This window comes from Streptomyces violaceoruber, from assembly GCF_033406955.1.
GTDB classification, from domain to species: domain Bacteria; phylum Actinomycetota; class Actinomycetes; order Streptomycetales; family Streptomycetaceae; genus Streptomyces; species Streptomyces violaceoruber.
In genome coordinates, this window is the sequence record NZ_CP137734.1 from 7646963 (window position 1) to 7673845 (window position 26883).

Genomic DNA, 26883 nt, shown 5'->3' on the forward strand with positions numbered 1-26883 from the left:
CCGCGGGAAAGTTCGTGAGGTCGGCCGGGGAGGCCGGAAGAGGCCGGCCGGGGAGGCTAGAAAAGGTGGATGGCGAGGTGTCCCAGCGGCAGCCCGAGCTGCCAGGCGGGTGTCCACACCTTCGGTCCCTCGTCCTCTCCGGTCACCGGCGCACCCCCGGGCACCGCGTTCAGGTCCGGGGCGAGCAGTTCGGTGTCCTGGAGCCAGCGCCAGGCCGCCCGGGCCAGCTCCAGGTCCGGCGAGTGGCGTCCGGCCGCGACGGCGTCGGCCGTGACCTCGGCCAGCCGCCCGTGCACCCACTCGTGCCAGGGCTGGTCGTAGGCCGTCAGGGACAACCAGGTCTCCAGGTGGGTGACGACCCGGATGCCGCTCAGTTCGTTCTCCGTGTCGGACAGGAAGACGGTGAGTGCCAGCGCGTCGCGTCCGGCGCGGAACTCGAAGGACGTCGGCGGCATCAGGTCGCCGGTCCGCAGCAGCTCGTCGGCGATGTACTCGGCGTACAACCACGCCATGGGAACGCTCAGTTCGCCCCCACCGGTGCCGTCCGTGCTCTCTTGACCTCTGTGCAGCATCCCTTCCTGCCTTCCTCCGGTGCGTGCGCGTCGCCCGACCCGGGTCATGGACCCCCGTCCGGAACACGGATGAGGACAGCCGACTGCTCAACCGGGGTCCTGGGCAAGGCGCTTTACGGAGGCTTGACCAAAGGGTCGGTTTCACCGCAGGTCGGCGGCGTATCCCGGTAGCACCCTGCGCATGGCGCGCAGCGCGTAGTACGCGCGGGACTTCACGGTACCGGGTGGGATGCCGAGGGCGGCCGCGGCTTCCGCCACACTCGCCCCCTGGAAGTACACCAGCACCAGGACTTCACGGTGCTCCGGAGTGAGTGTCTTCACAGCCTCCCGCACATCGAGGGCGGCGGCGGCCCGTTCGGCGTGATCCGCGCAGACGCGCGCGTTCTCCAGCACGGCGTCGCCGACCTCCGGGGGGCGGGCCTGGCGGGCGCGGCGCGCGTCGATCGCCAGCCGCCGGGCCACGGTGAGCAGCCACGGCCGTACGGAGTCGAAGTCGTCGGCGCGCAGGGCCTCGGGATGCTGCCAGGCGCGGACCAGGGTCTCCTGCACCAGGTCCTCGGCGCGTTGCCGGTCGCCGTCGCTGAGCCGCAGCAGCAGCGCGAAGAGCGGCCGGCCGTGCTCGCGTTGCAGTGCGGCGAGCTCGTGCTCGGCGGTCGTCCCGTTCGCTGTGTCCGTGAGGGTGATTCCGGCCGTCATGGCCGTATGGCACCGCAGTGGACCGTGCGGGGACAGGGCGTACGCACGGGCGTGCGGCGGACGGTCGATCGCGTCGACGAACGGTTCGACGAACGGTCGGCGTGCGGTGGGTGTGTGGTCCGGGCACCCCGTTCGCGCACGCCGGACGGGCTAATGGGCGTGTCGGAGCCGCGTGTGGCGAACCGAGCCTCTTTACCTGTTTGTAAGTAAATGTGACTTTTCATTGGTGTGTGCGACCCAGCGGAGTGAACGGATGATCACACGCAGCCGGCAGGTGGCCCTGGCCCTGACCGCCCTCCTCACCGCGGGCGCGGCCTGCCAGGCCCGCGACCACGAACCGCCGAAGCCGCCGGCCCCGGCCCCGTCCGCCGCGGACACCGGTGCCTTCACCCTGGTCGCCTCCGGAGACGTGCTCCCGCACGACTCGATCATCGAGCGGGCCCGCTACGACGCCGCCGGCACCGGCTACGACTTCCGCCCCATGCTCGCCGGTGCCCGGCCCGTCGTCGCGCGGGCCGACCTCGCCCTCTGCCACATGGAGACCGTCTACGGCGCGAACGGCGACTACAGCGGCTACCCGCTCTTCAAGTCCCCGCCCGAGGTGGCCGAGGCGCTGGCCGCCACCGGCTACGACGGCTGTTCCACGGCCTCCAACCACAGCGCCGACGACGGCGCCGACGGCATCCGCCGCACCCTGGACGCCCTCGACCGGGCGGGCGTACGGCACGCCGGGACGGCGCGCACCAAGGCCGAGGCGGACATGGCGACGGTGCTGCGCGCGGGCCGGGCCCAGGTGGCCCACCTCGCCTACACCCTCCACACCAACGGCCACCCGCTGCCCGCGGACCAGCCCTGGGCGGTCGGTCTGATCGACGAGGCGCGCATCGTCGAGGACGCGCGGGCCGCCCGGAAGGGCGGCGCCGACGTCGTGGTCGTGTCGATGCACTGGGGCACCGAATGGCAGGACGAGCCCGACCAGGACCAGTTGGCCCTCGCCCGGAGCCTGACCGCGGCCCGCACCGGCGACCGCCCCGACATCGACCTCGTGCTCGGCACCCACGCCCACGTCCCGCAGGCCTACGAGAAGGTCAACGGCACCTGGGTGGTGTACGGCATGGGGGACCAGATCGCGGGCGAGATGGTCAACAACGAGGGCGTCCGTGATCCGCGCGGCAACCAGTCGGCCATCGGCCGCTTCACCTTCGCCCCGCCCGGCCGGGCCGGCGAACGCTGGAAGGTGACGAAGGCCGAGTTCGTCCCGCAGCTGTTCGACGTGGACGCCGGCCGGGTGGTGAACCTCAACCGGGCGATCGACGGGGGCGCCGACCTGCGCGCCGTGCGCGACCGCATCCGCGACGTGGTGCTCAGCCGGGGCGCCGCCGAGGACGGGCTCGTGATGGGGAGGTAGGTCAGGCGTCCGCCACGTGGTCCAGGGCCGTCAGCATGGCGTCGAGCACCCGCAGGCAGGTGGTGACGTCGGCGTCCGTGAGGTCCGAGCCGACCTCGCGCAGCAGTCGGTGTTCCCGGTCGAGGACCGCGTCGATCGTGTCCCGGCCCCGGGCGGTCAGCCGGATCAGAGAGGACCGGCGGTGCGCCGGGTTCGGGATGCTCTCCACCAGGTCCTGGGCCGCGGCGTCGTTGACCATCCGCTGGACGAACTGACGGCTGATCGCCTGGGCCCGGCCCATCTGCGGCACGGTCATCGGCCCGCCGCGCCGCAGCATCGTCAGCACGGCGCGGACGCCCACGGACAGGCCGTCGCCGTCCAGGCCCTGCTCGACACCGCGCTGCGCGCGCCGGTAGAGGGGGCCGACCAGGTCGTACACCTCGGTGAGGCGCCGGGCGAGCGCGTCCGGGGGGAGGGGTGCGTCGATGTCGTTCACCCCGCCATCATGACACCCAGGTTGCCAAAGTCGACCTCACATGACACCTTGGTTGTCATGACTGCTGCTTCGGACCTCCGCTTCTTCACGTCCGCCGACGGCGGCCTCGCCTACCGCGACACCGGCGCGGGAGACCCGGTCGTCCTGCTGCACTCCGGGTTCACCGATCACCGCGTGTTCGACGCCCAGATCCCGGCCCTGGCCCGCGAGTACCGGGTGATCGCCCCCGACGTGCGCGGACACGGCGCCTCGGCCAACGCGAGCAGGCCGTTCCGCTGGGCGGACGACCTCGCCGCGCTGCTGCGCCACCTCGACACCGGCCCCGCGGTACTCGTCGGCGTGTCCATGGGCGGGGCCATCGCCACCGACACCGTCATCGAGTACCCGGAGCTGGTCCGTGCGGTGGTCGCCTGCGGGGCGTCCACCAGCGAGTTCGAGTACACCGACCCGTGGGTGCGCCAGGTGCAGGCCGACCAGGCGCGCGCCCTGGGCGCGGGCGACGTCGAGGGCTGGCTCACGGCGTTCCTGCGCTTCGTGCCGGGGGAGCACCGCACCCTCGACGACGTCGACCCGGACGTGCTGCGCCGGGTGCGCGAGATGGCGCTCGGCACCCTCACCAAGCACACGCCGGACGAGGTCAACCACCACGTGCCCCTGACCGGCACCTGGGCCCGCGTCCCCAAGATCGACGTCCCGGTCCTCGCCGTGAACGGCGCACTGGACGCGCCCGACCTGATCGCGGACGCGGAACGGCTCGCCCGTACGGTCCCGGACGGCCGTTCCGCTCTCGTCGAAGGAGTCGCGCACTACCCGAACATGGAGCGGCCCGAGGTCTTCACGGACATCGTCGCCGGGTTCCTGCGCACCCTCTAACGGCGCGCCAGCTCCGACTTCCGGTACGAGTACGCGAAGTAGATCACCAGGCCGATCACGAACCACACGGCGAACCGCACCCAGGTCTGCCACTGCAGGAACGTGATCAGCCAGATCGAGAAGACGATGCCCAGCGCCGGCACGAACGGCATCCACGGGGTACGGAAGGTGCGCGGCAGGTCCGGCTGCCGGTAGCGCAGCACGATCACCGCCGCGCACACCACCACGAACGCCAGCAGAATGCCGATGTTGGTCAGCTCCGCCGCCTCGCCGATCGGCAGGAACCCGGCGATCACCGCGGACGCGACCCCGACGATCCAGGTGACCCGCGTCGGCACGTGCCGCGTCGGGTGCGTCTTGGCGAACCACTTGGGCAGCAGCCCGTCGCGCGACATGGAGAACCACACCCGGGTCACGCCCAGCATGAAGGTGAACATCACCGTGAGGATGCCGATGATGGCGCCCACCGCGATGATGTCGGCCAGCGAGCTGAGCCCCACCGACTTGAACGCCGTCGAGAAGCCGCTCTCCGGGTCGATGTCCTTGTAGTTCTGCATGCCCGTCAGCACCAGACAGGCCGCCACGTACAGCACCATCGAGATGATCAGCGAGTAGATGATCGCCTTCGGCATGTGCCGCTGGGCGTCCTTCGACTCCTCGGCCGCCGTCGACATGGCGTCGTAGCCGAAGACCGCGAAGAACACCGTCGCCGCACCGGTGAACGCCCCGCCGACGCCGAACGGGAAGAACGGGTGGTAGTTCGAGCTGTTGATGTGGAAGACGCCGACCCCGATCACCAGCAGCACCACCAGCACCTTCAGCACCACCACGACCATCTCGAAGCGGGCGGCGTTCCTGATCCCCAGCGTCAGCAGGTACGCGATCAGCAGGCACAGCGCGGCAGCGAACAGGTCGACCTTGTGTCCGTTCCCGGTGCCCGGCGCCCCCAGCATCCAGTTCGGCAGGTCGGCGCCCATCTCGCCGACCAGGAAGCTGAAGTAGCCCGAGATGCCGATCGCGACCACCGCCACGATCGCCGTGTACTCCAGGAGCAGGTCCCACCCGATGAACCAGCCCACCAGCTCGCCCAGGACCGCGTAGCCGTAGGTGTAGGCGGAGCCCGCCTTCGGGATCAGCCCGGCGAACTCGGCGTAGGACAGGGCGGCCGCGGCGCTCGCCACACCGGCGATGAGGAAGGAGATCAGGACCGCCGGACCGGCCGTGCCGTTGGCGACCGTGCCGGCCAGCGTGAAGATCCCCGCCCCGATGATGCCGCCGACGCCGATCGCGGTCAGCTGCCACAGTCCCAGCGAGCGCACCAGGCCCCCGCCGCTCTCCGTCTCCTCGATGTGTTCGATGGGTTTGCGGCGGAGAACACCCTCACCCATGCGGAACCGGGCCATGCGCCTCACCTCTTCGTGAACGGCAAACGGCTGACGGTGGATCATGATGACGCACACACGTCCGTGACGGAAGTCACGACGCACAAAGGTCCCACGACGCGCACACCGGCCCGACCGGTGCTATGGAACCACCGTCACCGGCCAGCGCCCCGCCTTCACCAGCCGCACCGCGACCGAGCCGACGAACCGGTGACCGGCCTGCTCGGAGGCGCCGACCACCACCGCGTCCGCCTTCAGCTCGTCGGCCGTCTGCCGCAGACCGCTGTACGGGTCGCCGCGGAACGTGTGGAACTCCCAGCGGATGTCGAATATCCCCTTCACCCGCTCGGTCGCCTCCCGGATCTGGGCCACCAGCTCCTCGGCGATCTCGTCGGTCGTCTCCGCCACCGACGCCCCGAGCGCCGCACCACCGGCCAGCACCGGCTGCACGTACACCACGGCGAGCAGGGCGCCCTGCCGCCGGGCCATCCCACCGGCGTAGGCCGCGGCCCGCAGCGAGGAGTCGGAGCCGTCCACACCGACGACGATGACCTTCGGCCCGTCGGTGCCGCGTTCGAACTGATGGGAGTGCTGTTCCGTCACGCGGCGAGGCTATCGGAGACTCCGGCGATCTTGAGCCGGGCGGGTGGTTTCATGCCGCCGCACCGGTGTTGCTCAGGTGCGGCGCGCCGTGACCGGGCGACTGATGAGTCATGAAGAAGGACCAGTTGCTCACCCGCCGCACCCTGCTCACCGGCGTCGCGGCCCTGGGCGCGGCCGGCGCCGGCGGCGCACTCGTGGCGGGCCTGGGACACGGACCGTCCCGGCCGCCCGCCCCCGTACCCGCCCCGGGCCCTGTACAGCGCAGCCCGCTCAAACCCTCCGCCTACCGGCTCCAGCCCCTGACCGGATACGGCGCACCGCGGGCCGCGCCCGGCCGGCCCCCGGTGCGCAGCGAGCCGATCCTGCGCATGACGGGCCGGGGCCGCACCATGCTGCTCACCTTCGACGACGGACCCCACCCCGAGTACACCCCGAAGATCCTGGACACCCTGGCGAAGTACGAGGTGCGGGCGACGTTCTTCGTGTGCGGGGAGATGGCGGACTACAACCGGGACCTGCTGAGCCGGATGGCCGACGAGGGACACGTGGTCGGCAACCACACCTGGTCCCACCCGCTGCTGACCAAACTCACCCGGCGGCGCATCCGCTCCGAGATGGAACGCACCAGCGAGGTCGTCGAGCAGGCCTACGGGGAGGCGCCCCGCTGGTTCCGGGCCCCGTACGGCGCGTGGAACCGGGCCGCCTTCCAGCTCGGCTCGGAACTCGGCATGGAGCCGCTCGCCTGGACCGTGGACACCCTGGACTGGACGACACCGGGCACCGGCACCATCGTCGACCGGGTCGCGGAAGGCGCGGCCCCCGGTGTCGTGGTGCTCTCGCACGACGCCGGGGGCGACCGTTCGCAGAGTGTCCGCGCCCTGCGGCGCTATCTGCCCGAACTGCTCGACTCCGGCTACCACCTCACCGTCCCCCGGCGGCGCCTGGTCTGACCGCCGCCGGGCCCGCCCGGCCGGGGCACGCTCAGCGGACCTCGACCAGGCGGGCGAAGGCGACCACGTTCCCGTCGTAGCCGTTCTGCTTGGTGAAACCGCCGCCACAGGTGATGACCCGCAATTCGGGACTGCCTTTCGAGCCGTAGACCCGGTCGCCGGGGAAATTGTTCTTCTCGAAAACTTCGATGCCGTAGATCTCGAAAACCGCCGTCTTTCCGTCCTGGCGGTGCACTTCCACCTTGTTTCCCTTTTTCAGGGCCCCGAGTCCGTAGAAGACGGCGGGGCCCTGCTGGTTGTCGACATGGCCGACCACGACCGCGGTGCCCTTCTCCCCCGGGGAGACCGCGCCGGTGAACCAGCCGGCCAGGTTCGGGTCCTCGGGCGGCGGCGCGTCGACCCAGCCGTCCGCGTCGAGACCGACCCCCATGACCGGCGCGTCGACCTGGATGGCGGGGATGGAGACCTGGTCGGGCACCGAGTAGGGCAGCGGGGTCACTCCGGCTGCGGCGCCGTCGCCGACCGCCGAGCGGGTGTCCGACGCCGCGGCCGACGCGGGCTGCGGGGGGCCCACGTCGAATTCCCCGGAGCCGTTGCGGATGAGCGCGAGACCGGTCAGCAGAACAAGCGCTATCACGCCCCAGGGAGCGCGCTTCCGCCGCCGCTCCTCCTCTTCGGCCAACTCGGAGTCGTACATTCGCCATCCCCTCTCGACCCGGCCGTCGCCGGATCATCCGCGCATACGAGCACGCTAAGCGCCGTGCGGGGGACCGGCGACGGGGCGGCGGCGAACGGGTGGTGCGCGCGTCCTTCCGTGCGCCATCCGGGAGGCGACCGGCAAGATTTTCTGACGGGGCGTGACCTGCGGCGATATCCACTCGTGCGGTTTCGGTCCGGCAAGCCGCTCACCAGGACGGACCATTCCCGAAATGCGGCTGCGGGCAGCGCAACTGAGGGTCTTTCTGGGAGGCGCTTTCTCGCCGATCGACCGGGGACGGGACCCGGGGCGTCTTCCGCGGAGGATCACATGCGCAACACTCGTGCCCTCGCGGCAGCCGGCGCCGCCGTCGCTGTCCTCGGACTGGCCGCCCCCACGGCCACCGCGGGCGGCGACCACAACCAGCCGAGCAACATCGTCGCGCTGCCCAGCGTGATCGCCCGCGGCGGCCAGATGACCGTCACGGTCGACGGCTGCCCCCAGGGCGGCACCATGACCTCGGACGCCTTCCGGACCACCCACCTGACGCCGGTCAGGGGAGCCAACGAGACGTCCAAGGGCACCGCCACCATCAAGCAGGACGCCAGGCCGGGCTCGTACGACATCACCGTCAACTGCTCGGGCCGCCGGCTGACCCGGCCGGCCGCGTTCACCGTCATCGGCGGTGTCCGAGGCGGTCTCGGCGGCAGCAGCTCCAGCGGGGCGACCCCGACCGACATCGCGATCGGCGGCGGGCTCGTCGCCGCGGCCGTGGCCGGCGGCGGACTGTTCTGGATGCGCCGACGGTCCGAGCGGAGGATCTGAACGCACGGCGCAGGACGGCAGCGGCACTTCGCCCCGGATCCGGTGGGATCCGGGGCGAAGTGCCGCGCGCGATGCGGACGGTTCAGGCCCGGTCCTCGCCGGAGCGGCGGCGCGAGAGGTGGTAGGCGGTGCCCACCGCGCCCGCGATGAGCGCCGCGCCGAACCCGATCTGCTTCAGGTCGAACCCCGCGACGCTGCCGCCCTGCCCGGCGTGCACGCCCTTGTCGCGCCAGGGCTCGTCGGTCGGGTGGTGCGAGCCGCCGCCCGCGATCGTCAGGTCCACCGTGCCGGTCTTGTCCCGGCAGGCGAACGTCACCCGGTACACCGCCCCGCGCCGGGCGTCCCGGTCGACCCGCGCCGTGGCGGACGACTCGTGCCGGGGGATGGTGACCGTGTCGAACACCGGCGAGGTCACCGTGACCCGCCCCCGGCAGCCCGCCTCGGTACGGCCCACCCCCAGCGTGACCTGGCCGCCGGGTGCCACGGTGGCGGGGCTGACGGTGAAGCCGAACGTGTTCGAGCCCACGGCCCCGGCCGGTACGCAGGCGGAGAGGGCGGCGGCGCCCAGCAGTGCGACCGAGGCGACGGGTATCGCGCGCATGGTGAATCCTCCGGATCCCCGAGGAGCGGCGGCGGACCTGTTCCGCTCGCGCCAGGAATGCACCTCGATGTCCGAAACGCTAGGAAGCCGTGCACGTCGCCGCGATCGCAGTCGCGCGAATGGGGCAAGAGTGTGGGCCGCTCAGGGGACGGTGACGGCGTGTCGGCCGTCACCGTCCCCGCTGCCGTGTCGGTGCCGTGTCGGTGCCGGGTCAGTCCCCGGCGCCGGGGAACAGGCTCAGGAACGGGTCGGTCGAGGCCGCGACGCCCCTGCTGAAGGGGGCGTCGAAGTCCCAGATCAGGAAGAGCAGGAAGGCGATCAGCGCGGAGAACAGCCCCGCGAGGACCAGTTCGCGGGTGGTGCGCCGGATCTGCAGGGCGAAGACCATCCCGATGGTGATGACGGCGCCGGCGATCAGCCCGAACCACACCACCCCCGGCATGGTCGCCCCGGTCGACTGCGCACGGGCGTTGCGGGCCTGGTCCGCGAGGGCCACCTGGTCCACGAGGGGCTGGTAGGCCTGCGCCTCGAAGTCCGACCTCGGTTCGTAGTCGGTGACGTCCGCGCGTACCCGGTCGAGCAGCTCGGTGCCGCGGTCGGTCACCTCGCCGTGGTCGGCCATGGCCTTCCACTCGGTGGTGACGACGTGTCCGACATAGGCGTTGACATCCGCCCGGATGCGGTCACGGACGTCGGCCGGGTAGACCCGGGCACGTTCCGAGACCTCGTGCAGCGCCACGGCCTCCGTCTGCACGTCGGCCTCGGCTGCGCTGCGTGCCTCCCAGACGCCGGCGATGGCCAGGCCCAGGACGATGGCGTACACCACGCCGATCCACATCGTCATGTACTCGATGACGTCCGGGGTCTCGGTGATGTCCTCGTCGTCGGACGCGGTGCGGTGCCGTAGGAGGGTGATGATGACCACCACGACGCAGGCGGCCAGCATCGCGAGGGTGAGAACAAGCCATTCCGGCAAGAGAGGCCTCCAGGATCAGCGCGCACGGAGCGCGGCCACGGCGACCACCGCGGGCACCGTGATGAGCAGGACGAAGACGAGCGGTGACGTGGTCCCGCGCGAGGAACGCCGCGGCGCCCGGGCGGCGCGGTGGCGCGGATAGTGCACCGGGCTGAGCGACGGACGGGGCGTGGGCGTGGGCGTGGGCGTGACCGAGGGTGCGGGGGCGGGCGCCGCGGGGCGGACCGGCGGCGGGGTGGGAGCGGGCGTCGGCGTCGGGCTCGGCTCAGGAGCGGGCCGCGGCGGCGCCGGCCGCGGGGCGGGAGGCGGCGGCGGTTCGGGCTCCGGCGCCGGTGGCTTCGGCGGGGGCGGCTTCGGGGCGGGCGGAGGAGTGGGCTCGGGCGGGGGAGGCGTCGGTTCGGGGTCCGGTGGGGGCGTCGGTGGGGGCGTCGGTGTCGGTGTCGGCTTGGGGCAGGGCGGAAAGGTGGGCCAGGAGGCGCTCCCGGCGACCGCCACCGCGTCGGTGCCGTCCGGTCCGGTCGACGCGTACGCACACGCGTCGGCCCGGGCCGCGCCGACCGGTATGCCGACGAGGGTGAACGTCAACGTCACCAGGGCCAACACCCGTCCGGCAGCGGCGGATCGGGTCGGTTCGGGTCCATGCACGACGCAGATCATGAAGCCTGGCGCACCGTCCCACGCCCGAGTACCCGGTGATTGCCCCGAAGGAGGGACACGGCCTCACCAGGGGTTTGACGACGGCGGACCGGCCCGCGCCGGGGCCCGTAAACCTGTACGAGGCGCCGCGCGCCGGTGGCGGACCGGAAGAAAACCCGCGACCGGTTGAACACAACGGGCTGCCCCGTGCGTACCCAGTGTCGTGCGGCGGCCCAGCAGGGCGCCCCAACACCTTCGTGACGATCGGGGATTGACGATGAAGACCTCCTGGCGGAGCGCCTCACTCGTGGCGGGCGCCGCGGCGCTGCTGGCGCTGACGACGGCGTGCGGCCAGGACGGCGGCGGCCCCACCGGCAGCCAGAACGTGGGCGCCACGGCCGCCCCCGGCGACGTCGGCGACCTGGGCACCGGCGCCGGTGACGGAGTGGGCACCGGCGCCGGTGCCGGTGCCGGACAGGCCTCGGCGAACGCGCCGGAGCCGGCGGGCAAGCTGTCCGTCTCGGCGAACGCCGAGATCGGCGATCTGGTGACCGACGGAGCGGGCCGCACCCTTTACCGCTTCGACGCCGACACCGCCCAGCCGCCCAAGACGACCTGCGAGAACGACTGCGCCACCAAGTGGCCGCCGGTCGCCGCGGACGACGCCCTCGCCGGCGAGGGCATCGACAAGGAGCTGCTCGGCGAGGTCACCCGCCCCGACGGCACCAAGCAGCTCACGATCGGCGGCTGGCCCGCGTACCGCTACGCCAAGGACACCGCCGCCGGGGACGTCAAGGGCCAGGGCGTCGGCAAGAAGTGGTACGCGCTGGCCGCCGACGGCAAGAAGGCCAAGGCCGAGCCGGCCGCCGGGCTGTCCACCCGCGAGGACCCGAAGCTCGGCGAGATCGTCGTCGACAAGAACGGCATGACCGTCTACCGCTTCATGAAGGACGAGGCCTGGCCGAAGCCGGTGTCGGCCTGCACCGGCGCCTGCCTGGCGAAGTGGCCGGTCGTGGCGCCCGTCGAGGCGAACGACACCGAGGGCGTCGTGAAGAAGGGGCTGATGAGCTTCACCCGGCCCGACGGCGCCGCCCAGCAGACGATCGACTGCTGGCCCATCTACACCTTCGCCGGCGACAAGAAGGCCGGGGACACCAACGGTCAGGGCGTCGGCGGCACCTGGTACGCCGTCAAGCCCGACGGAAAGCCGGTCGGCGCGCCGAAGAAGTAGCGACCTCCCGCCCGCCGCCCTTCGGCGTCCGGCCAGTGGACCGTCCCCTCCGTGCCCAGCGGAGGGGACGGTCCCGTTCGTGCGCTTTGGCATGCCTTCGCCCACGGCACGTGCCCCGGGCAGTGACCGGGAACGGACGGTCAATTTCCGTTTGGGCTCGCCCCTTTGGCGGGCGATCAGTAGCCTCAGCTCGAACACCGGATCGCCTATGCCTTGGAGAGCTAGATGGAGCGTCCCGCCTGGGCCCCTCGCAGCATCGACATCTCGGTGCCCAGCGTGTCCCGGATCTACGACTTCTACCTGGGCGGTTCGCACAACTTCGAGGTGGACCGCGAAGCGGCCCGCAGGGCCATGGAGTTCATGCCGGGGCTCCCCAAGATCATGCAGGCGAACCGGGCGTTCATGCGCCGGGCCGTGCGCTTCGCGGCCGGCGAGGGCATCGACCAGTTCCTCGACATCGGCTCCGGCATCCCGACCTTCGGCAACGTCCACGAGGTGGCCGGACGCAGCCGCCCCGGCGCCCGCGTGGTGTACGTGGACCACGACCCGGTGGCGGTCGCGCACAGCGAGGCCGTCCTGGCCGGCCACGACGACGCGGACGTCGTGGCCGGCGACCTGCTCAAGCCGCGGGAGATCCTGGCCAGTCCCCAGGTGGAGCGGCTGCTCGACCTGAATCGGCCGGTCGCCCTGCTGCTGGTTGCCATACTGCACTTCGTGGAAGACGAGGACGACCCGTACGCTGCGGTGGCCGAGCTGAGCGACGCGCTCGCGCCCGGCAGCCTGCTCGTCCTCACGCACGCCTCGTACGAGGGCATCCCGCTGCCCGCCGAGCGGGCCGGGGGCGCGGTGGACGTGTACAAGGACATCCGCAATCCGCTGATCATGCGTTCGCGCGAGGACATCGCGCGGTTCTTCAAGGGGTACGACATGGTGGAACCCGGACTGGTTCCGATGCCGCGCTGGAGGCCGGAGGGGGAGCCGGAGGAAGAGGACCCGTACGCGTTCTCCGGGTTCGCCGGAGTGGGGCGTACGGCGTGAGCGCCGAGCCGGACGGGCCGGAGGACAGACTGCGGCGGTTCGCGACGATCTGGAGCCGGGCCGTGTTCCCGGTGACCTCGACGTCGTCCACCCGGCCCGAGTTCGAGGCGGAACTGCTGCCGCTGGCCCGCCGGCTGAGCGGCGTGCTGCGCGCCCGCGCCTTCGACGCGGAGGAGGCCAGGGCCGTCGGCGCCGCCCTCGTCGACGTGCACTGCACCGACCCCGACGCGCTCTCCCGGACGCTGGACTGCGTCGACGCCTACCTGGTGCTCTACTGCGGCGGGGACGGCGACCCGGAGGACCTGCGGGCTCGTTCGGCGCGGCTCCAGCACGCGATGGCGGCCGGGTTCGCCGGGGCACTGCGCGCCCGTACCCTCGCCGAGCAGGAGGCCATCGCGCAGGCCGCCCTGAAGGCGCAGGGAGTGGTGGCCGAGGCCCTGCACGCCAGCGAGGCCCGCTTCCGCGCGGTCTTCGAGGGCGCCGCCATAGGCATCGGCATCGCCGACCTGGACGGCAACGTCCTCCAGGTCAACGAGGCGTTGATGCGCATGTTCGGCATCGCCGACCCCACGCTGGGCGGGCGCCGGGCCACCGAGTGGACGCACCCCGACGACGCCCCGCAGACCTGGCGGCTCTACGAGGAGCTGGTGCGCGGCGAGCGCGAGCACTACCACGTGGAGAAGGCCTTCTACCGGCCCGACGGCACCGTCCTGTGGACCAACCTCACCGTCTCCCTGCTGCGCGACGCCGACGGCACCCCGCAGTACCAGCTCGCGCTGATGGAGGACACCACCGAACGGCGGCTGCTCAACCTGCGACTGCGCTACGAGGCCACGCACGACGCGCTGACCGGCCTGCCCAACCGCAGCTTCTTCTTCGAACGCCTGGAGAAGGCCCTGAACGCGGGCCCGGGCCAACGCTTCGGCCTGTGCTACCTCGACCTCGACGGTTTCAAGACCGTCAACGACAGCCTCGGCCACGCGGCCGGCGACCGGCTGCTGGTGGAGGTCGCCGACCGCCTCCAGGCCTGCGCCACCGCGCCCGGCGAGATGGTGGCCCGGCTGGGCGGCGACGAGTTCGTGGCGCTCACCACCGGACCGGACACCCGGCACGAGGTCGACGAGCTGGCCGGACGCATCATGAACGCGCTGCTCGCCCCGGTCAGCGTCGACGGCCGGGAACTGACCGTGCGCGGCAGCATCGGCATCGTCGAGGGCCCGGCGGGCGAGCGCAGCCCGGCCGAGGTGCTGCGCAGCGCCGACATCACCATGTACCGGGCCAAGTCGGCGGGCGGCAACCGCTTCGAGCTGGCCGACCCGGAGGCCGACGCCCGTGTCATCACCCGGCACGGGCTGACCACCGCGCTGCCCGCCGCCCTGGAGCGCGGCGAGTTCTTCATCGAGTACCAGCCGCTGGTCCACCTCGGCGACGGCAGTGTGCGCGGCGCCGAGGCGCTGGTGCGCTGGTTGCACCCGCAGCACGGGGTGCTCGGCCCCGACCGCTTCATCCCGCTCGCCGAGCACACGGGGCTGATCGTGCCGCTGGGCCGCTGGGTCCTGGAGCAGTCCGTGCGGCAGGCCCGCGTCTGGCGGGAGCGGTACGGCGAGAGCGGCGCCGCGGGCCCGCTGCGCATCAACGTCAACCTCTCGCCCTGCCAGCTCACCCACCCCGGCCTGGTCCAGGACACCGTGGAGATCCTGGAGCGGACCGGCGTCGCGCCCGACGCGCTGTGCCTGGAGGTGACCGAGTCGGCGCTGATCGGCGCCGACGACGACCTGCTGAAGCCGCTGCGCCGGCTGGCCGAGATGGGCGTCGACATCGCCCTGGACGACTTCGGCACCGGCTACTCCAACCTCGCCAACCTGCGCCGGCTGCCGGTGAGCGTCCTCAAGCTGGACCGCTCGTTCACGCAGAGCATGCAGCAGTTCCCGGCCGACCCCGTCGACCTGAAGATCGTAGAAGGGATCGTCGCCCTGGCCCACAGCCTGGACCTCGCGGTCACCGTGGAGGGCGTGGAGACCGGCGCCCAGGCGGAGCAACTGCGCATACTGGGCTGCGACACGGCCCAGGGCTGGTACTACGCCCGCCCGGGCCCGCCGGATCGGCTGCACGAACTGGCCCTGGTGGACGCGACGGGCTGAGCGGGGCCACCGCCCGGCTCACGGCCTGTGACGGGCGGCTCGGACGACGGGGTCGTGCGGGCCGCCGCCCGGCTCAAGCCCCGCCGCTCAAGCACCGTTACGGGCCGCTTCGGCGACCTCCGCGGCCACCCGGACCAGGGCCGCGGTCGCCGTCGAGCGGGACCGTTCGGGCCAGGCGAGGGCCAGGACGACCGGCGGCGCCTCCGGGACCGGGCGATAGACGACGCCCGGCCTCGGGTAGCGGGCGGTCACCGACGCGGGCAGCAGGGTGACGACCTTGCCGAGGGAGACCGCCGTGAGCACCTGGGCCAGGTCGTCGTGGCCGCGCCGGGCCTCGTCGATGTGCCGCTCCACGCTGCCCGCGTCGAGGCCGAGGTCGGCCAGCTCCAGCCGGTCGCGGGCGGCGAGCGGGTGGTCCGCGGCGAGGACGGCGACGCGCGGTTCGGCGGCCAGTGTCTCGGTGTCGAGGCCGGTGCCGTCGAACGGCGCGTGGACCAGGGCGACGTCCGCCTCGCCGGCACGCAGCAGCCGCGGCTGCTCCTGCCACCCGCACAGCCGGACGGCGACCGGCACGGCATCGGGTTCCGACGCGTAGCGGGCGAGGATCGGCTCCAGCAGCCCCGCGTCCCCGTCGGCCTTCACGGCCAGCACCAGCTTCGGTCCCTCGGCCGCGCGCCGGGCCCGCCGCCCGGCCGCTTCCAGCGCGTCCAGCGCGACGCGCGCCTCGGCGAGCAGCACGTCCCCGGCCGGGGTCCGGGCGACCCTGTGGGTGGTCCGCTCGAACAGGGTGACACCCAGCTCGGCCTCCAGCCGGCGGATCGCCCTGGACAGCGGCGGCGGGGAGATGCCCAGCCGCTCGGCGGCCCGCGCGAAGTTCAGCTCCTCGGCGACCGCCACGAAGTAGCGCAGGGAACGCGACTCCATGTCCCGCCTCCTCCAGTGCGCCCGGTATTGCCCTCAGGGTAACAAGCGGGACCCGATCGGTCCTTCAGTTCCGGCCGCCCGGCGCACAGGATGGGAGAGCGCCGGAGAGCGAACGGCAACAGGCTCCCCGCCCGGCGCGCATCCTCTCTTCTCCTTCCCTGAACCGGAGTTGTGCTCGTGATCGTCATCACCACCCCGACCGGCGGAATCGGCCGGCAGGTCCTCGACAACGTCCTGGACGCCCTCGGCGCCCGGGACGACGGGCCCGCCCTGCGCGTCATCGCCCGCGATCCCGGCCGTCTCACCGCCCGGACCCGGGAGCGGGCCGAGGTGTTCCAGGGCTCGCACGCCGACCCCGAGGTCCTGGGCGCGGCCTGTGAGGGTGCCGACCAGGTGTTCTGGCTGGTGCCGCCCGCGCCCGGCGCCGACAGCGTCGAGGGCCACTTCCGGGACTTCACGCTGCCGCTGTGCGAGGTGATCGCGCGACGGGACGTGGCACGCGTAGTCGCCGTCTCCAGCCTGGGACGCGGCGTGGCGAAGGACGCCGGACCGATCTCCGCCTCGCTCGCCATGGACGACCGGATCGCGGCCACCGGCGTCCACTACCGGGCGCTGTGCCCGCCCTTCCTGATGGAGAACCTGCTCGGGCAGGCGGCCGCGCTGCGCGACACCGGCGAGTTCCGCATGGCGTACGCCGCCGACCGCGTCCTGCGGACCTGCGCGACCGCCGACATCGCCGCCACCGCCGCCCGTCTGCTCCTCGACGACTCCTGGACCGGCCGCGCCGACGTCCCGCTCGTCGGCCCCGACGACCTCACCCCGGAGGGCATGGCCGAGGTGCTGGCCGACGTACTGGGCCGTCCGGTACGGGTACGGGAGACCACCCCGGAGGCCTACAAGGCGTCCGCCCTGCGGTTCGGGGCGAGCGAGAGCGGGGCCCAGGGCCTGGCCGACATGGCCTCGGCGATGGACGCCCAGGGCTTCTACGGCGCGGCCGAGCCCAGCACCCCGGACACCGCGTCCACGAGCTTTGGCCGCTGGTGCGAGGAGGTCCTCAGGCCGGCCACGCTCGCCTGACGGCGGCTCCGGGCCACTGAACCGGGGCGGTCCCTCACCGCTCCAGCAGCATCCGCTGCAACTCCCGCGCCGCCCGCGGCGGAGCCACGTCGCTGCGGTGGGCCAGGGCGATCGTCCGGTACAGGCCGGGCCGGGCCAGCGGGGTCACCCGCAGTCCGCGTCCGGAGCGGGCGGCCACCATCCGCGGGACGACCGCCATGCCGAGCCCGGCCCTGACGAAACCCAGCACCGCGTCCATCTCCCCGCCCTCCACGGCGAAGTCCGGTTCGAACCCGGCCGAGCGGCACGCGGCCACGGTCAGCTCCCGCAGGTCGTAGCCGTGCCGGAACATCACCAGGCGCTCCCCCTCCAGGTCGGTGATGCGCACGGCACGGCGCCCGCCGCCCGGCCGGGGCGACTCCGGGGAGGACACCACCACCAGGTCCTCCCGCAGCAGCTCCACCGTGGTCAGCGCCGGTGACGCGGTGGGCAGCGGCAGCACGACCAGGGCGAGGTCCAGCGCACCGCGCGCCAGCTCCCGCACCAGGTCGTGCGAGCCGCCCTCCTCGATCAGCAGCTGGATGCCGGGATAGCGGTCGTGGAAGGCGCGCAGCACGTCCGGGAGCAGGCCGGTGCACAGGCTCGGGGTGGCGCCCAGCCGGACCCGGCCGCGGCGCAGCTGGGCCAGCTCCAGCACCTCGTGCCGGGCGGTGTCCGCGTCCGCCAGGATGCGCCGGGCCAGCGGCAGCAGCGCCTCCCCGGCGTCGGTGAGGGTGATGTTCCCGCGCGCCCGCAGGAACAGGTCGGCGCCCAGCTCCCGCTCCAGCGCCTTGATCTGCTGCGACAGCGAGGGCTGCGCCACGTGGACCACCTCGGCGGCCCGGGTGAAGTGCCGGGTCTCGGCGACCGCCACGAAGTACTGGAGCTGTTGCAACTGCATATCGCGAGCATACGTGGTCGATAGGCATTCCCTATGGAATCCAGGCGTTCCATGTCTTGGACCGATGAGGCATGGTCCCCGTAACGTCCTGTGACATGGCTCTGGCAACGCGGACGGACCGACGGCCGTCCATGGCGCGCACCGTGTGGGACTCGACCGTCGGCAAGAAGACAGTGATGGCGGTCAGCGGTCTCGTCATGCTGCTCTACCTGGTCGCCCACATGATCGGGAACCTGAAGATCTACTTCGGGGTCGAGGAGTTCAACCACTACGCCCACTGGCTGCGCACGGTCGGCGAGCCGTTCATGCACTACGAGTGGACGCTCTGGCTGATCCGCGTCGTGCTGGTGGTCGCCGTCGTCGCCCACGCCGTCTCCGCGTACCAGCTCAGCCGCCGCGACATCAAGGCGCGGCCCAGCAAGTACGTGCACAAGAAGGCCCGTTCCAGCTACGCGACGCGCACCATGCGCTGGGGCGGGATCATCCTCGGTCTGTTCATCGTCTGGCACATCCTCGACCTGACCACCGGCACCGTGCACTCCGGCGGCTTCGAGACGGGCAAGCCCTACCAGAACGTCGTGGACACCTTCTCCACCTGGTACGGCAACGTCATCTACATCGTCGCGATGCTCGCCCTCGGCCTGCACATCCAGCACGGCTTCTGGAGCGCCGCCCAGACCCTCGGCGCCGGCAGCCGGACGCGCGACCGGGCCCTGAAGACGACCGCGAACGTCCTCGCGCTGCTGCTCACGATCGGCTTCATCGCCGTACCCGTGGGCGTCATGACCGGAGTGGTGAGCTGACATGACAACCTACGCCGACTACACGACCGGGGAGCCGGTCGCCGACACCAAGGCCCCCGCCGGACCCGTCAACGAGCGCTGGGACACGCGCCGTTTCGAGGCGAAGCTGGTCAACCCCGCCAACCGGCGCGGCAAGACCGTCATCGTCGTCGGCACCGGCCTCGCGGGCGGCTCCGCGGGCGCGACCCTGGCCGAACAGGGCTACCACGTCGTCCAGTTCTGCTATCAGGACTCCCCGCGCCGGGCCCACTCCATCGCCGCGCAGGGCGGCATCAACGCCGCGAAGAACTACCGCAACGACGGCGACTCGATCCACCGCCTGTTCTACGACACCGTCAAGGGCGGCGACTTCCGCTCCCGCGAGTCCAACGTCCACCGGCTGGCGCAGATCTCGGTCGAGATCATCGACCAGTGCGTGGCGCAGGGCGTGCCGTTCGCCCGTGAGTACGGCGGTCTGCTCGACACCCGCTCCTTCGGCGGCGTGCAGGTCTCCCGCACCTTCTACGCCCGCGGCCAGACAGGGCAGCAGCTGCTGCTCGGCGCCTACCAGGCGCTCAGCCGGCAGATCGCGGCCGGCACCATCGAGATGCACGCCCGCACCGAGATGCTCGACCTGATCGTCGTCGACGGCCGGGCCCGCGGCATCGTCGCCCGGGACCTGGTCACCGGGAAGATCGACACCTACTACGCGGACGCCGTCGTCCTGGCCAGCGGCGGCTACGGCAACGTCTTCTACCTCTCCACCAACGCCATGAACTCCAACGCGACCGCCGTCTGGCGGGCGCACCGGCGCGGTGCCTACTTCGCCAACCCCTGCTTCACGCAGATCCACCCGACCTGCATTCCGCGCACCGGCGACCACCAGTCCAAGCTGACGCTGATGAGCGAGTCGCTGCGCAACGACGGCCGGATCTGGGTGCCCAAGGCCAAGGGCGACGACCGGCCCGCGAACAAGATCCCCGAGGACGAGCGCGACTACTACCTGGAGCGCATCTACCCGTCCTTCGGCAACCTGGTCCCGCGCGACATCGCCTCCCGCGCCGCGAAGAACGTCTGCGACGAGGGCAGGGGAGTGGGTCCCGGCGGCCAGGGCGTGTACCTGGACTTCGCCGACGCGATCAAGCGCATGGGCCGCAAGGCGGTCGAGGCCAAGTACGGCAACCTCTTCGACATGTACCAGCGGATCACCGACGAGGACCCGTACCGGGTGCCCATGCGGATCTACCCGGCGGTGCACTACACGATGGGCGGACTGTGGGTCGACTACGACCTCCAGACCACCGTCCCCGGCCTGTTCGCGATCGGCGAGGCCAACTTCTCCGACCACGGCGCCAACCGGCTCGGCGCCTCCGCGCTGATGCAGGGCCTGGCCGACGGCTACTTCGTACTGCCGGCCACCATCAACGACTACCTCGCCCGCAACCCGCTGGGGGACGACGTCGACGACGACCACCCGGTGGTCCAGGAGGTGCTGGCCGAGACCGAGGACCGGCTGAACCTGCTGCTGTCCGTGGACGGCGACCGCACCCCGGACTCCTTCCACCGGGAACTGGGCGAGCTGATGTGGGAGTTCTGCGGCATGGCCCGCACCGACTCCGGCCTGCGCAAGGCCCTGGAGCGCATCCCGCAGATCCGCGAGGAGTTCTGGCGGCGCATCAAGGTCCCCGGCACCGGCGAGGAGTTCAACCAGTCGCTGGAGAAGGCCAACCGCATCGTCGACTACCTGGAACTCGCCGAGCTGATGTGCCTCGACGCGCTGCACCGCGCCGAGTCCTGCGGCGGCCACTTCCGCGAGGAGTCCCAGACCCCGGACGGCGAGGCGGCCCGCAGGGACGAGGAGTTCGGCTACGCCGCGGCCTGGGAGTTCACCGGCACCGGCGACGCCCCCACCCTGCACAAGGAAGACCTGGTCTTCGAGTACGTCCACCCCACCCAGCGGAGCTACGCATGAAGCTCACCCTGCGCGTCTGGCGGCAGAAGAACGCCGACGCCGACGGCGCCATGTCCACGTACCAGGTGGACGGAATCTCCAGCGACATGTCCTTCCTGGAGATGCTCGACACCCTCAACGAGGAGCTCATCCTCAAGGGCGAGGACCCGGTCGCCTTCGACCACGACTGCCGCGAGGGCATCTGCGGCGCCTGCTCGCTGGTCATCAACGGCGACGCCCACGGCCCCGAGCGGACCACCACCTGCCAACTGCACATGCGGTCCTTCCAGGACGGCGACACCATCGACATCGAGCCCTGGCGGGCCTCCGCCTTCCCGGTCGTCAAGGACCTCGTCGTCGACCGCTCGGCCTTCGACCGGATCATCCAGGCCGGCGGCTACATCACCGCGCCCACCGGGGCCGCACCGGAGGCGCACGCCACGCCGGTGCCGAAGCCGGACGCCGACCTCGCCTTCGAGCACGCGGAGTGCATCGGCTGCGGCGCGTGCGTCGCCGCGTGCCCGAACGGGGCGGCGATGCTGTTCACGTCCGCGAAGGTGAACCACCTGAACGTCCTGCCGCAGGGCGCGCCCGAGCGGGAGACGCGGGTGCTGGACATGGTCGGGCAGATGGACGCGGAGGGCTTCGGCGGCTGCACGCTCACCGGCGAGTGCGCGACGGCGTGCCCGAAGGGCATCCCCCTGGTGTCCATCACCAGCATGAACAAGGAGTGGCTGCGGGCCACGCGCAAGGCGCAGCGGTAGCGCCGTAGGAGTGCTGTTGCGGGTGGCCGCGGGTCCGTCGTGGTTGGTCGCGCAGTTTCCCGCGCCCCTTCAGGGCGCGTTCAGTGAACGTTCGCCGGCACAGTGCGGACGGGCGGGGTCGGGGGAGGTGCTCCCCCCGGCCCCGTCTCGCTTTCGCTCCCGGCATTCAGGAAGCGCACATCCGCGCTCCCGGCGGTCGTCATGTGCAGTACAGCCGGCGTGGGAAGAACTGGGGCGGAGCCGTCCCCACGACCACCGTTCTCACGACCAGGAGAGCACCCATGACCGGCGTACTGACCGCTGACCGTCCCCCGAAGCCCGCCGCTCCCCGCCGCTACACCGTCGCCCTCGCCCGCGACGAGGACGACGTGCGGGCCGCCCAGCGGCTGCGGCACGACGTGTTCGCCGGGGAGATGGGCGCGCTGCTGGCGAGCCCGCAGCCCGGCCACGACGTCGACGCCTTCGACGCGTACTGCGACCACCTGCTCGTGCGCGAGGAGACGACCGGGCAGGTCGTCGGGACCTACCGGCTGCTGCCGCCGGAGCGCGCCGCGGTCGCCGGACGCCTGTACGCGGAGAGCGAGTTCGACCTCGCCGCACTGGACCCGATCCGGTCCTCCCTGGTCGAGGTCGGCCGGTCCTGTGTGCACCCCGACCACCGCGACGGCGCCGTCATCGGACTCGTCTGGGCCGGCATAGCCCGCTACATGACCGACCGCGGCCACGCCTGGCTGGCGGGTTGCTGCTCCCTCCCGCTCGCCGACGGCGGCGCCCTCGCCGCCGGAGCCTGGGACCGGGTGCGGACCAAGCACCTGGCGCCCGAGGAGTACCGGGTACGGCCGCTGCTGCCGTGGGTCCCCCGCCCGGCGGCGCCCGCCGCCCGCACCGAGCTGCCGGCGCTGCTGCGCGGCTACCTCCGGCTGGGCGCCTGGGTCTGCGGCGAGCCCGCGCACGACGTGGACTTCGGCGTCGCGGACCTGTATGTGCTGCTGCCGATGAACCGGGTCGACCCGCGCTACCTGCGGCACTTCCTCTCGCTGGCACCGGCCTGATGGGCGGCTGGCTGCCCCTCGCGCCCTGCACGCCCGCCGCGTGCGTGGACCGGACCCGGGCGGCGGCGGCCGTACCGCGCGCCGTGCTGCGCCTCACCGCGGTCGCCGTGCTGCTCCTCGCCGGGATCGCCGTCGTGCTGGCCCCCTGCGGCCTGCGGCGCAGGCTGCCCGCGGTCCTGGTGCGGCGCTGGTGCCGGTGGGTGGTGCGGGCCGCGGGCGTCCGGGTCCGCGTCACGGGGGCAGCCGTCCCCCGGGGCGGGCTGCTCCTCGTCGCCAACCACGTCTCCTGGCTCGACATCCCGCTGCTGGCCGCCGTACGTCCCGCGAGGATGCTGGCCAAGAGCGAGATCGGGCGCTGGCCGGTGGCGGGCGGTCCTACGGCGCGCGCCGGGGTGCTGTTCATCGAACGGGACCGGCCGCGGGCCCTGCCGGACACGGTCGACGCGATCGCGCGGGCCCTGCGCGCGGGCGCCGCCGTGGCCGCCTTCCCCGAGGGCAGCACGTGGTGCGGACGGGCCCACGGACCCTTCCGCCGGGCGGTGTTCCAGGCCGCCCTGGACGCCGGGGTGCCGGTCCAGCCGGTCCGCATCCGCTACCGGGCCGGGGAGCGGGCGGTGAGCACGACGCCCGCGTTCGTGGGCGTGGACACGCTGCTCGCCTCCCTGTGGCGGGTGGCGTCGGCGCGCGGACTGACCGCCGAGGTGGAGGTGCGGCCCGTCGTACCGCCCGGCCGCCACCGTGACCGCCGTGCCCTGGCCCGGGCCACCGAGTACGCGGTCCACGGTGACCAGGGGAAAGCACCTTCGAAAAGTATGTGTGCTTTGTGAGGTTTGTGCCGTTTCCATACCGCTGGATGCGGACAACCGGAAGGCAGGCACTCGAAAGGAGGGTGATGGCAGATGATCACCCGTGAAGAGATCGCCAACGTCCTGGACCAACCGGTCTACGACGGTGACGGCAACAAGATCGGCGACGCGAAGCATGTCTTCTTCGACGACATGACCGGGCGCCCCGAGTGGGTGAGCGTCAAGACGGGCATGTTCGGCTCCACCGAGTCCTTCGTGCCCATCCGGGACGCCGCACTGGTGCAGGACCACCTCGAGGTTCCCTACGGCAAGGACCAGGTCAAGGGCGCGCCCTCTGTCGACGTCGACGCGGGCGGCCATCTGTCGGAGACCGAGGAGCACCGGCTCTACGACTACTACGGCATCAACTGGGACAGCGTGCTGTCCGAGGCCGAGCGCACCGACGACGACCGATTCGCCGCGGGACCGGGCACCGCCGGAGCCGCCGGGACGGCTGGTGCCGCGGGACTGGCCGGTACGGCCGGTGCGGCGGGTGCCGCCGGAACGGCGGGCGGCAGGACCGGACGCGAGGACGCCATGCGGCGTGAGGGCATGCGCGGCGACGAGGGCGCCATGCGGCGTGAGGGCATGCGCGGCGACGAGGGCGCCATGCGGCGCGAGGGCATGCGCGGCGACGAGGCCATGACCCGCTCCGAGGAGCAGATGCACATCGGCGTCGAACGCCACGAGTCCGGCCGGGCCAGGCTCCGCAAGTACGTGGTCACGGAAGAGGTCCAGCAGACCGTCCCGGTCACCCACGAGGAAGTGCGGGTGGTGCGCGAGCCCATCACGGACGCCAACCGTGACGAGGCCCTGGCCGGACCGGAGATCAGCGAGGCCGAGCACGAGGTCACGCTGCACGCGGAACGTCCCGTCGTGGAGACGGAGACGGTACCGGTGGAGCGCGTCCGGATGACCACGGAGGAGCTCACGGAGAACGAGACGGTGCGCGGCCAGGTGCGCAAGGAGCGCATCGAGGCCGAGACCGAGTCGTTCACCGAGGGTGAGACGAAGAATGCCCGGGACGACAAGCGGCGGGGCGGCAAGTGACCGTTCCCCGCGGTCGCGGGACCGGGCGCCGGTGAAGCGACTTCACCGGCGCTCCCCGCCGTCCAGGGCCCGGGCCAGATAGGGCGCCGTGGCACTCCCGGCTGCGCCCGCCACCCGGGCGGGCGTCCCCTCGGCGACGATCCGGCCGCCCGCGTCGCCGCCGCCCGGACCCAGGTCGATCACGTGGTCGGCGCCCGCGACCACACTCATGTCGTGCTCGACCACGACGACCGTGTGCCCGGCGTCGACGAGACCGTGCAACTGGCGCATCAGCACCTCGACATCGGCCGGGTGCAGACCGGTGGTCGGCTCGTCGAGGAGGTACAGGGTGTGCCCGCGGCGCCCCCGCTGAAGCTCGCTCGCGAGCTTGATGCGCTGCGCCTCCCCGCCGGACAGCTCCGTCGCCGGCTGGCCGAGCCGCAGATAGCCGAGACCGACGTCCAGCAGCGCGGCCAGGCTGCGGGCCACCGCCGGAGTGTCCGTGAAGAACTGCGCCGCGCCCTCCACCGTCAGGTCCAGCACCTCGGCGATGTTCCGCCCCCGGTACGCGACTTCCAGCGTCTCGGGGTTGTAGCGCGCTCCGCCGCAGTCGGGGCACGGCGCGTACGTGCTCGGCAGGAACAGCAGCTCGACGCTGACGAAACCCTCGCCCTGGCAGGTCTCGCAGCGACCTCCCGGGACGTTGAAGGAGAACCGGCCCACGCCGAAACCGCGCTCCCGCGCCCGGTCGGTGGCGGCGAAGACCTTGCGTACGACGTCGAACAGGCCGGTGTAGGTGGCCAGGTTGGAACGCGGGGTGCGGCCGATGGGGCGCTGGTCGACGGAGACCAGCCGGTCCACCCCCGGCAGGTCCTCGGTGATCTCGCCGACCAGCGTCGACTTGCCGGAGCCGGACACGCCCGTCACCGCGGTGAGCACCCCGAGGGGGACCCGCACGGTCACCCCGCGCAGGTTGTGCCGGGTGACCGGACCGACCGTCACCGCGCCCCGCGGGGTGCGTACCTCGCGCACGGGCGCGGGGGAGCGGTCGAAGAGATGACGGGCGGTGGCGGACTCCGCGACGCGGGCCAGTCCGTCGACCGGGCCGCTGTACAGCACCCGCCCGCCGTGCTCCCCGGCCAGCGGACCGACGTCCACGATCCAGTCGGCGCCGCGCATCACACCGAGGTGGTGCTCCACCACGAACACCGAGTTGCCGGCCGCCTTCAGCCGTTCGAGCACCGTCAGGAGCGCCTCCGTGTCCGCCGGGTGCAGTCCCGCCGAGGGCTCGTCGAGGACGTACACGACGCCGAACAGGCCGGAGCGCAGCTGGGTCGCCAGCCGCAGCCGCTGCAACTCGCCCGCCGACAGGGTGGGGGTGGGCCGGTCCAGGCTCAGATAACCGAGCCCCAGCTCCACGACGGGCGCGATCCGGGAGATGAGGTCCTCGGCCAGCACCTTGGCCGCCTCGCCCTCGGTCGGCAGCAGACGGGGCAGCTCGGCGAGCGGCAGCGCGGCCAGCTCGGCGACGGTGCGGCCGCCGACGGTCACCGCGAGCGCCTCGGCCCGCAGCCTGCCGCCGCCGCACACCGGACAGGGCGCGCTGGTCAGGAAGCGCTCCGCCTTCGCCCGCAGCGTGGCGCTCTTCGAGTCCGCGAACGTCTTCAGCACGTAGCGCCGGGCGCTCATGTACGTGCCCTGGTACGGCCGCTGGATGCGGCCCGCCTCCCGCACCGGGTGGACCGTGACCACCGGCTGCTCGTCGGTGAACAGGATCCACTCCCGCGCTTCGGCGGGCAGCTCGCGCCAGGGCCGGTCCACGTCGTACCCGAGCGCGTCCAGGACGTCCCGCAGGTTCTTGCCCTGCCAGGCGCCCGGCCACGCGGCGATCGCACCGTCCCGGATCGACAGCGAGGGATCCGGGACCAGCAACTCCTCGGTGGTGCGGTGCACCCGGCCGAGCCCGTGACACTCCGGGCAGGCCCCCGCCGCCGTGTTCGGCGAGAACGCGTCGGAGTCCAGCCGCTCGGCGCCCGGCGGGTACGTGCCGGCGCGGGAGAAGAGCATCCGCAGGGAGTTGGAGAGGTTGGTGACCGTCCCCACCGAGGAGCGGGACGTCGGCGTGGCCCGCCGCTGCTGGAGCGAGACGGCGGGTGGCAGCCCGGTGATCCCGCCGACCTTGGGTGCGCCGACCTGGTGGATCAGCCGCCGGGCGTAGGGCGCGACCGACTCGAAGTAGCGCCGCTGCGCCTCCGCGTAGACCGTCCCGAAGGCCAGCGACGACTTCCCCGATCCGGAGACGCCCGTGAACACCGCCAGCACGTCCCGGGGGACGTCCACGTCGACGCACTTGAGATTGTGCTCGCGGGCGTCGCGCACGCGGACGTACGGGTCGTGGGGGCTGTGCATCGCGGGGGGCTCCGTACGGTGGGTGGG

Annotated in this window: 26 protein-coding genes; 14 read left to right on the forward strand and 12 right to left on the reverse strand. The window is 72.3% G+C overall.

Features of this window, described 5'->3' with window-relative positions:
- Positions 1–56 precede the first annotated feature (56 nt).
- Together R2E43_RS34345 and R2E43_RS34350 are read right to left on the reverse strand one after the other, a co-directional pair.
- Positions 57–572 carry a hypothetical protein gene (locus tag R2E43_RS34345; protein ID WP_003977917.1) on the reverse strand — a complete coding sequence of 172 codons (516 nt, stop codon included), beginning with the start codon at positions 570–572 and terminating at the stop codon, positions 57–59.
- A 141-nt stretch (positions 573–713) separates the two neighbouring features.
- On the reverse strand, positions 714–1268 hold the full coding sequence (locus tag R2E43_RS34350; RefSeq protein WP_003977918.1) for a sigma-70 family RNA polymerase sigma factor: 555 nt from the start codon (positions 1266–1268) through the stop codon (positions 714–716).
- 253 nt (positions 1269–1521) lie between these two features.
- On the opposite strand from R2E43_RS34350, the gene R2E43_RS34355 reads away from it, so the two are divergent.
- Positions 1522–2676 (forward strand): CapA family protein, encoded by a 1155-nt coding sequence (locus tag R2E43_RS34355; RefSeq protein WP_332056934.1) that lies wholly within the window; start codon positions 1522–1524, stop codon positions 2674–2676.
- Position 2677: 1 nt separating this feature from the next.
- Here the strand turns inward: R2E43_RS34355 and R2E43_RS34360 are convergent, their stop codons facing one another.
- Positions 2678–3151 (reverse strand): MarR family winged helix-turn-helix transcriptional regulator, encoded by a 474-nt coding sequence (locus tag R2E43_RS34360; RefSeq protein WP_003977920.1) that lies wholly within the window; start codon positions 3149–3151, stop codon positions 2678–2680.
- A gap of 57 nt (positions 3152–3208) precedes the next feature.
- Here R2E43_RS34360 and R2E43_RS34365 point away from each other — a divergent pair, with 57 nt between their 5' ends.
- Positions 3209–4024 carry an alpha/beta fold hydrolase gene (locus R2E43_RS34365; RefSeq protein WP_332056935.1) on the forward strand — a complete coding sequence of 272 codons (816 nt, stop codon included), beginning with the start codon at positions 3209–3211 and terminating at the stop codon, positions 4022–4024.
- Here R2E43_RS34365 and R2E43_RS34370 read toward each other — a convergent pair.
- Entirely contained in the window at positions 4021–5427 is a 1407-nt protein-coding gene (locus R2E43_RS34370) for an amino acid permease (protein WP_332056936.1), read from the reverse strand. The two genes, R2E43_RS34365 and R2E43_RS34370, sit on opposite strands and share 4 nt — an antisense overlap.
- Before the next feature lie 120 nt (positions 5428–5547).
- On the reverse strand, positions 5548–6009 hold the full coding sequence (locus R2E43_RS34375) for a universal stress protein (protein WP_003977923.1): 462 nt from the start codon (positions 6007–6009) through the stop codon (positions 5548–5550).
- A 110-nt stretch (positions 6010–6119) separates the two neighbouring features.
- Between R2E43_RS34375 and R2E43_RS34380 the strand changes: the two genes are divergently transcribed.
- Complete coding sequence (locus R2E43_RS34380) at positions 6120–6959, forward strand: polysaccharide deacetylase family protein (RefSeq protein WP_332056937.1); 840 nt, start codon at positions 6120–6122, stop codon at positions 6957–6959.
- Between the two features lie 31 nt (positions 6960–6990).
- Here the strand turns inward: R2E43_RS34380 and R2E43_RS34385 are convergent, their stop codons facing one another.
- Positions 6991–7656, reverse strand: coding sequence for a class F sortase (locus R2E43_RS34385; protein ID WP_011027455.1), 666 nt, complete (start codon positions 7654–7656; stop codon positions 6991–6993).
- Positions 7657–7986: 330 nt separating this feature from the next.
- Here R2E43_RS34385 and R2E43_RS34390 point away from each other — a divergent pair, with 330 nt between their 5' ends.
- The gene (locus R2E43_RS34390) at positions 7987–8481 is read left to right on the forward strand and encodes a hypothetical protein (protein WP_016325544.1); all 495 of its coding nucleotides are present in this window, start codon (positions 7987–7989) and stop codon (positions 8479–8481) included.
- An 82-nt stretch (positions 8482–8563) separates the two neighbouring features.
- Here the strand turns inward: R2E43_RS34390 and R2E43_RS34395 are convergent, their stop codons facing one another.
- The 3 genes from R2E43_RS34395 to R2E43_RS34405 form a co-directional block, all read right to left on the reverse strand.
- Positions 8564–9082, reverse strand: a complete 519-nt coding sequence (locus tag R2E43_RS34395) for a lipoprotein (protein ID WP_003977927.1) — start codon at positions 9080–9082, stop codon at positions 8564–8566.
- 211 nt (positions 9083–9293) lie between these two features.
- The gene (locus R2E43_RS34400) at positions 9294–10058 is read right to left on the reverse strand and encodes a bestrophin-like domain (RefSeq protein ID WP_332056938.1); all 765 of its coding nucleotides are present in this window, start codon (positions 10056–10058) and stop codon (positions 9294–9296) included.
- Positions 10059–10073: 15 nt separating this feature from the next.
- A complete protein-coding gene (locus R2E43_RS34405) occupies positions 10074–10205 on the reverse strand; it encodes a hypothetical protein (protein WP_332056939.1) in 132 nt (43 codons plus the stop codon).
- Positions 10206–10971: 766 nt separating this feature from the next.
- On the opposite strand from R2E43_RS34405, the gene R2E43_RS34410 reads away from it, so the two are divergent.
- From R2E43_RS34410 to rmdA, 3 genes are all read left to right on the forward strand, one after another.
- The gene (locus R2E43_RS34410; protein ID WP_011027453.1) at positions 10972–11925 is read left to right on the forward strand and encodes an SCO0930 family lipoprotein; all 954 of its coding nucleotides are present in this window, start codon (positions 10972–10974) and stop codon (positions 11923–11925) included.
- A gap of 225 nt (positions 11926–12150) precedes the next feature.
- Entirely contained in the window at positions 12151–12963 is an 813-nt protein-coding gene (locus tag R2E43_RS34415) for an SAM-dependent methyltransferase (RefSeq protein WP_011027452.1), read from the forward strand.
- Positions 12960–15104: a cyclic Di-GMP phosphodiesterase RmdA gene (gene rmdA / locus R2E43_RS34420; RefSeq protein ID WP_332056940.1), complete on the forward strand. Its 2145-nt coding sequence runs from the start codon at positions 12960–12962 to the stop codon at positions 15102–15104. The genes R2E43_RS34415 and rmdA overlap by 4 nt, the downstream gene beginning before the upstream one ends.
- Before the next feature lie 87 nt (positions 15105–15191).
- On the opposite strand, the gene R2E43_RS34425 is transcribed toward rmdA, so the two are convergent.
- Positions 15192–16028: a LysR family transcriptional regulator gene (locus tag R2E43_RS34425; RefSeq protein WP_003977932.1), complete on the reverse strand. Its 837-nt coding sequence runs from the start codon at positions 16026–16028 to the stop codon at positions 15192–15194.
- Between the two features lie 177 nt (positions 16029–16205).
- Between R2E43_RS34425 and R2E43_RS34430 the strand changes: the two genes are divergently transcribed.
- Complete coding sequence (locus R2E43_RS34430) at positions 16206–17105, forward strand: NAD(P)H-binding protein (RefSeq protein WP_011027450.1); 900 nt, start codon at positions 16206–16208, stop codon at positions 17103–17105.
- A 34-nt stretch (positions 17106–17139) separates the two neighbouring features.
- Here R2E43_RS34430 and R2E43_RS34435 read toward each other — a convergent pair whose 3' ends face one another.
- Positions 17140–18024 (reverse strand): LysR family transcriptional regulator, encoded by an 885-nt coding sequence (locus tag R2E43_RS34435; protein ID WP_003977934.1) that lies wholly within the window; start codon positions 18022–18024, stop codon positions 17140–17142.
- A 131-nt stretch (positions 18025–18155) separates the two neighbouring features.
- Here R2E43_RS34435 and R2E43_RS34440 point away from each other — a divergent pair, with 131 nt between their 5' ends.
- The 6 genes from R2E43_RS34440 (at position 18156) to R2E43_RS34465 (ending at position 24468) form a co-directional block, all read left to right on the forward strand.
- Positions 18156–18827, forward strand: coding sequence for a succinate dehydrogenase cytochrome b subunit (locus R2E43_RS34440; RefSeq protein ID WP_016325539.1), 672 nt, complete (start codon positions 18156–18158; stop codon positions 18825–18827).
- Position 18828: 1 nt separating this feature from the next.
- A complete protein-coding gene (locus R2E43_RS34445) occupies positions 18829–20778 on the forward strand; it encodes a fumarate reductase/succinate dehydrogenase flavoprotein subunit (RefSeq protein WP_003977936.1) in 1950 nt (649 codons plus the stop codon).
- Positions 20775–21521, forward strand: coding sequence for a succinate dehydrogenase/fumarate reductase iron-sulfur subunit (locus R2E43_RS34450; protein WP_011027448.1), 747 nt, complete (start codon positions 20775–20777; stop codon positions 21519–21521). Before R2E43_RS34445 ends, R2E43_RS34450 begins: the two co-directional genes overlap by 4 nt.
- A 281-nt stretch (positions 21522–21802) precedes the next feature.
- On the forward strand, positions 21803–22573 hold the full coding sequence (locus tag R2E43_RS34455) for a GNAT family N-acetyltransferase (RefSeq protein WP_003977938.1): 771 nt from the start codon (positions 21803–21805) through the stop codon (positions 22571–22573).
- A complete protein-coding gene (locus R2E43_RS34460; protein ID WP_189282783.1) occupies positions 22573–23400 on the forward strand; it encodes a lysophospholipid acyltransferase family protein in 828 nt (275 codons plus the stop codon). Before R2E43_RS34455 ends, R2E43_RS34460 begins: the two co-directional genes overlap by 1 nt.
- A gap of 72 nt (positions 23401–23472) precedes the next feature.
- A complete protein-coding gene (locus R2E43_RS34465) occupies positions 23473–24468 on the forward strand; it encodes a DUF2382 domain-containing protein (protein WP_030869124.1) in 996 nt (331 codons plus the stop codon).
- 42 nt (positions 24469–24510) lie between these two features.
- Here R2E43_RS34465 and R2E43_RS34470 read toward each other — a convergent pair whose 3' ends face one another.
- Positions 24511–26856 (reverse strand): ATP-binding cassette domain-containing protein, encoded by a 2346-nt coding sequence (locus R2E43_RS34470; protein ID WP_030869127.1) that lies wholly within the window; start codon positions 26854–26856, stop codon positions 24511–24513.
- Positions 26857–26883: the final 27 nt, after the last annotated feature.